We start from the raw sequence: 5,690 nt of genomic DNA, 5'->3' as shown, positions 1-5,690 counted from the left end.
GCGCTGTATGTCGCGTACATATCCATGGCCAGCGTGGTTTAACGGGGCGCCTCAGATCAAAAGCAGATCAAGAGCCGAGCGATCTCTTCCTGATGTATGGCGATCCAAATGTGGGAGCGGGCTTGCTCGCGAATGCGCAATGTCAGTGCCTGATGGGTTGACTGACACCCTGCAATCGGGAGCAAACCCCCTCCCATGTTTTGAATATGTTCGCTTCAGATCCTCTTCATCTTTTTATGGTCATTTATGCAAAAGTCAACGTTTCGCAAACTCGGAATGCTCGCGGTATTGGCGGTTGCCATTGGCCTTGTTGTTTACACGGTGCAAGCACCCGCCGATGCGCCGCAATACCTCACCGCTACGGCTGAACGGGGTGATATTGAGAACGCCGTATTAGCCACCGGCGTGCTCGAAGGCATCAAGCAGGTTGACGTCGGTGCCCAGGTTTCCGGGCAGTTGAAGTCGCTCAAGGTCAAGCTCGGCGACAAGGTCAAGCAGGGCCAATGGCTCGCCGAAATCGACCCGTTGATTCTGCAAAATACCTTACGCAAAGCCCAGGTCGATGAAGAAAACCTGCAAGCCCAGCGACGCGCCACGGCGGCGCAGCTCAAGCAGGCCAAGTCGGTCTACGAGCGCTATAAAGGCTTGCAGGTTGACGAGTCGGTGTCGCGCCAGGATTTTGAAGACGCCGAATCCACTTTCCAGGTGCAGCAAGCCAACTTGTTGTCCCTGGATGCGCAGATCAAAAGTGCGCATATCCAGATCGACACCGCCAAGGTCAACCTGGCCTACACGCGCATCGTCGCGCCCATCGACGGTGATGTGGTCGGCATCGTCACCCAGGAAGGCCAGACGGTGATTGCCAGCCAGTTGGCGCCGGTACTGCTGAAGCTCGCGGACTTGGACACCATGACCGTCAAAGCCCAGGTATCGGAGGCGGATGTGATTCATATCAGCCCTGGCCAGCAGGTGTACTTCACCATCCTCGGCGAGGCTGACAAGCGCTACTACGCCAAGCTGCGCGGCACGGAGCCGGCGCCGCAGAATTTCCTCGAGACCCAGACCGCCGGCACGCCCAAGCAGAACACCGCGGTGTTTTACAACGCACTGTTTGACGTGCCCAACCCTGACCACCGCTTGCGCATCGCCATGACTGCCCAGGTGCGTATTGTGCTCGACACCGCCCAGGCGGCGTTGATAGTGCCGGTGGCGGCACTCGGCGCGCGCAACGCCGATGGCAGCTATCCGCTGCGCGTGCTCGACGCCAAGGGTAAAGCGGTATTGCGCAAGGTGAAGACCGGGATCAACAACAACGTCAAAGTGCAGATTCTGGACGGCCTGGCCGAGGGCGATCAAGTCGTGATCGGCGACGCAACGCCTGCTGTGGCGGGGAATTGATTCCATGACCCAGCCACTGTTGGAGTTAAAGGGCATCACCCGCAGTTTCATGGCCGGCGAGCGTGAGTTCATTGCACTCAAGGGCCTCGACTTGACCATTCATGCCGGGGAGATGGTTGCAATCATCGGCGCCTCGGGCTCGGGTAAGTCCACGCTGATGAACATCCTCGGCGGCCTGGATTACGCCACTGCCGGCAGCTACAAGATCAATGGCATCGAAACCCGCTCATTGGGCGATGAGCAACTGGCGGAACTGCGCCGCGATTACTTCGGCTTTATCTTCCAGCGCTACCATTTGCTCGCGCACCTGAGCGCCTTGCACAACGTGGAAATGCCAGCGATCTATGCCGGCACGCCACAAACTCAGCGCCACAGCCGCGCACGGGAGTTGCTCACGCGGCTGGGGCTGGCGGGGCATACAAGCCATCGGCCGAGCCAGCTTTCGGGGGGGCAGCAACAACGGGTGAGTATTGCCCGCGCGTTGATTAACGGCGCAGAAGTGATCCTTGCGGACGAACCCACTGGCGCACTCGACACCCACAGCGGTAAGGAGGTGATGCGTATCCTCGCCGAGCTGCACGCCGCCGGGCATACGGTGATTATCGTCACCCACGACCCCAAGGTGGCGGCAAATGCCCAGCGCATTGTCGAGGTGTGTGACGGCGAGATTGTCAGCGACAAGGCCAACGACAGTGCCGGTTTGGACGCGCCAAGCGAAGCGCCAATCGAGACCCGGCGCAGCGGTGCACGGCGCCTGGTGGCGAGCCTGGGGTTATTCAAGGAAGCGTTCAACATGGCGTGGGTCGCACTGATTTCCCATCGCATGCGCACCTTGCTGACCATGCTCGGCATTGTCATCGGCATCACCTCGGTCGTGTCAATCTCGGCCATTGGTGAGGGCGCCAAGCGTTATGTGCTCAAGGACATCCAGGCGATCGGCAGCAACACCATCGATATTTTTTCCGGCACCAGTTTCGGTGACAGTCGCGCGTCGGCCATCGAGACGTTGATGCCCTCGGATGTAGAGGCGCTGAACCAACTGTACTACGTCGATAGTGCCACGCCCGTGGTGGGCCGCAACCTGTTGCTGCGCTTTGGCAATATCGACTTGGATGCGCAGGTCAATGGCGTGAGCGACCGCTACTTCAAGGTGAAGGGATTAAAGCTTGAAGCCGGGATTGCCTTCAGCGAAAGCGACGCGCGGCGCCAGGCGCAGGTGGTGGTGATTGACCACAACACGCGGCGTCGTCTGTTCGGGCCGAATGTGGACCCGTTGGGCCAGGTGATCCTGGTCGGCAACCTGCCGTGCACGGTGATCGGTGTGACGGCCGACAACAAAAATATGTTCGCCGCCAGCAAGGCGCTGAATGTGTGGGTGCCTTACGAAACGGCGGCGGGACGTCTTTTAGGTCAGCGCCACCTGGACAGCATCACCGTGCGTATTAAGGATGGTCAGCCAAGCAAGGTGGTCGAAGAGAACGTCAATACACTCATGCTGCAACGCCATGGCACCAAGGACTTCTTTACCAACAACCTCGACAGCATCATGCAGACCGTGCAAAAAACCAGCCGCTCGCTGGCGCTGCTGTTGTCGCTGATCGCGGTGATTTCGTTGCTGGTGGGCGGTATCGGCGTGATGAACATTATGCTGGTGTCGGTGACCGAGCGTACCCGCGAGATCGGTATTCGCATGGCGGTGGGCGCACGGCAGTCGGATATCCGCCAGCAGTTTCTGGTGGAGGCGGTGATGGTGTGTCTGATCGGCGGGATGATCGGGATCTCGCTGTCGTTCGCGATCGGCTACCTGTTTTCGTTGTTTGTGAAGGAGTGGGAAATGGTGTTTTCTTTGGGCTCGATCATTACCGCGTTTGCCTGCTCGACGATGATCGGCATTGTGTTTGGTTTTGTGCCCGCCAGGAACGCGGCACGGTTGGACCCCATCGAGGCGTTGGCGCGGGACTGAGCATTTTCAGCCAACGCCAATCAAATGTGGGAGGGAGCAAGCCCCCTTCCCACATTTAGATCTGCGTAGGTTTAAACACTCACGGTGTCTTCGGTCGCATACATCCACCGCAACAACGAATGCCGCCCGCTGATTCCCAGCTTGATCGCCGCGCGCTTGAGATAACTCTCGATGGTGTTGACCTTCAGCGCCAACTGCTCCGCCAACTCCGGCGCGGTACGCCCCGCCAGCAGGCCTACGCATACCTCGAGTTCGCGCTTGGACAAGGTCAGTCCCGATTGCGCCAAGCGTTCTTCAATGCGCCGGCGCAGGGTTTCGATGCCCTGGTTGTGCGGCACCGCCGTGTTGCTGTTCTGGTGGCACGGCTGGATCGCGGTGATGTGTTTTTCGACCATGGGCAGCAACAGCGTGGAGAAGTCCTGCAGCATGCTGCGTTCCTGCGGCGAGAAACGTTCGGAGTGGTGCGCGCGATACACCGAGAGTACGTAGCGCACATCGTCCTTGTGGCGCGTGAGATGCAGCTGTGCGGCGGGTTGTTCATCACCCAGAGCGGCCACCGAACCGGTATAGACCGGGCTGATCAGGCGTCGGGTGTGACCTTCGGCACTCACCCGCAATTGGGTGATATGGGTCGCGTCCACTGCCAGTTGGGTGAGGATGAGGTCATGCAGCATACGTGGGAAGTGGCGACTGCCGGTGCTGGCGATGACCTTGCCTATATGTGGGAACAGGTGTGAGTTCATCAATTCGTCCATGAGTTTCGAGTGTAGGTATTCAGCCTTATAGCGACGGGGTTTAAGAAGGTAACCTGTATGAATAACCCACAGTGATAGTGCTCCCGCCGCGACGTATGCTAGTACAGCATCGCGAGATGAGGGGGATCCAATCTGGAAAAAATCAGATTAAAAATGCATAACGGCGGTCGGACCCGTCCGACCACCGTTTGTGGGAACGCATTACGCCAGGCGTAGGCCTTATTTTACTGAGTGTTCATCCGTTACAGCATGACGCGGCGCGACGCGGGTGCACTTCGCCAGAGCCTGCTGCAGATCTGCCAGTAGGTCGTCGACATCCTCAAGCCCGACCGACAAGCGCACCAAGCCTTCGCTGATACCGTGTTGAGCCCGCTCCTTCGGGGTGTAAGTGGAGTGGGTCATGCTGGCCGGGTGCTGGGCCAGTGATTCGGCATCGCCGAGGCTGACGGCACGGGTGAATAGCTTGAGCGCGTTCATGAAGCGTCGACCGGTCTCAATCCCGCCCTTGAGTTCAAAGGCGATCATGCCGCCGGACTGCTTCATCTGCCGCGCCGCCAATTCGTATTGTGGGAAAGAACGCAGGCCGGGGTAGGTCACCCATTGCACCGCCGGGTGCGCCTGTAAGGCTTCGGCTACTGCCTGGGCATTGCTGCAATGGCGGTCCATGCGCAAGGCCAACGTCTTGAGACCGCGCATCAGCAAGGAAGCGTCCTGCGGTGACATGACTGCGCCGGTCAGGTCCTTGAGCCCTTGCAGGCGAATGCGCTGCGCCAGGGCCTGGCTGCTCACGGCGATGCCGGCAGTGATATCGCCATGGCCGCTGAGGTACTTGGTAGCCGAGTGCACCACCACGTCAGCTCCTAGCTCCAGGGGCCGTTGCAGGTACGGCGTGCAATAAGTGTTATCGACTACCACGGTGACAGTGGGCTGCTCGTGGGCGAGCTGGGCCACAGCGGCGATGTCCACCAGGCGCAGGGTGGGGTTGGCCGGCGTCTCACAGTAGATCATCCGGGTGGCGGGTGAGAGCGCAGCGCGCAAGGCGGCCAGATCGGTCAGGTCGACGTGGCGCACCTTGATGCCGAATTCGCCGATGCCGTGGTGCAACAGGGCGAAGGTGCAGCCGTAGAGGGTTTGGCTGACGATCACTTCATCGCCTGGGCGCAGCAGGGTCCAGAAGGTGGCCGCGATTGCGCCCATGCCGGAGCTGAAGGCCACGGCGGCTTCGCCGTTCTCCAGGGTGGCCATGCGTGATTCCAGCAGGGCCAGGGTCGGGTTGGAGATACGCGTATAGACGTGGCCGCTGGCTTCACCGGCAAAGCAGGCGGCGCCGTATTCGGCGGTGGGGAACGCGAACGTGGCGGACAAGTAGATCGGCGGCACGAGGGCGCCGTGGTGCTCCTTCGGGTCGTAGCCGTGGTGGATAGCGCGGGTGGAAAAGCCGAATGTGTTGTGTTTATTGTTCATCTCGGGCGCTCCTCATTTCCCACAATGCTATGCTCATAATCACAGCTGAACGTTGCAAAGTTTGCTGGTACTGCCGTGGTTAAGGGTTTAAACGTCGATAAAAACAATGA

General features: G+C 59.6%; 4 protein-coding genes. 2 read left to right on the top strand and 2 right to left on the bottom strand.

Annotated features, from left to right (window positions below):
• Positions 1-246 precede the first annotated feature (246 nt).
• Together macA and FW764_RS20665 are read left to right on the top strand one after the other, a co-directional pair.
• Complete coding sequence (gene macA, locus FW764_RS20670) at positions 247-1,398, top strand: macrolide transporter subunit MacA (RefSeq protein ID WP_446435467.1); 1,152 nt, start codon at positions 247-249, stop codon at positions 1,396-1,398.
• A gap of 4 nt (positions 1,399-1,402) precedes the next feature.
• Positions 1,403-3,361 (top strand): MacB family efflux pump subunit, encoded by a 1,959-nt coding sequence (locus FW764_RS20665; protein WP_446435466.1) that lies wholly within the window; start codon positions 1,403-1,405, stop codon positions 3,359-3,361.
• Positions 3,362-3,432: 71 nt separating this feature from the next.
• Here FW764_RS20665 and FW764_RS20660 read toward each other — a convergent pair whose 3' ends face one another.
• Both FW764_RS20660 and FW764_RS20655 read right to left on the bottom strand, forming a co-directional pair.
• A complete protein-coding gene (locus FW764_RS20660) occupies positions 3,433-4,104 on the bottom strand; it encodes a helix-turn-helix transcriptional regulator (protein ID WP_446435465.1) in 672 nt (223 codons plus the stop codon).
• Positions 4,105-4,335: 231 nt separating this feature from the next.
• Positions 4,336-5,580, bottom strand: coding sequence for a methionine gamma-lyase (locus FW764_RS20655; RefSeq protein ID WP_446435464.1), 1,245 nt, complete (start codon positions 5,578-5,580; stop codon positions 4,336-4,338).
• Positions 5,581-5,690 lie beyond the last annotated feature (110 nt).

It is taken from the genome of Pseudomonas sp. 1152_12, assembly GCF_052850675.1.
Note: the sequence above shows the minus strand (reverse complement) of the source record. Positions and strands in the feature narration are given on the sequence as shown.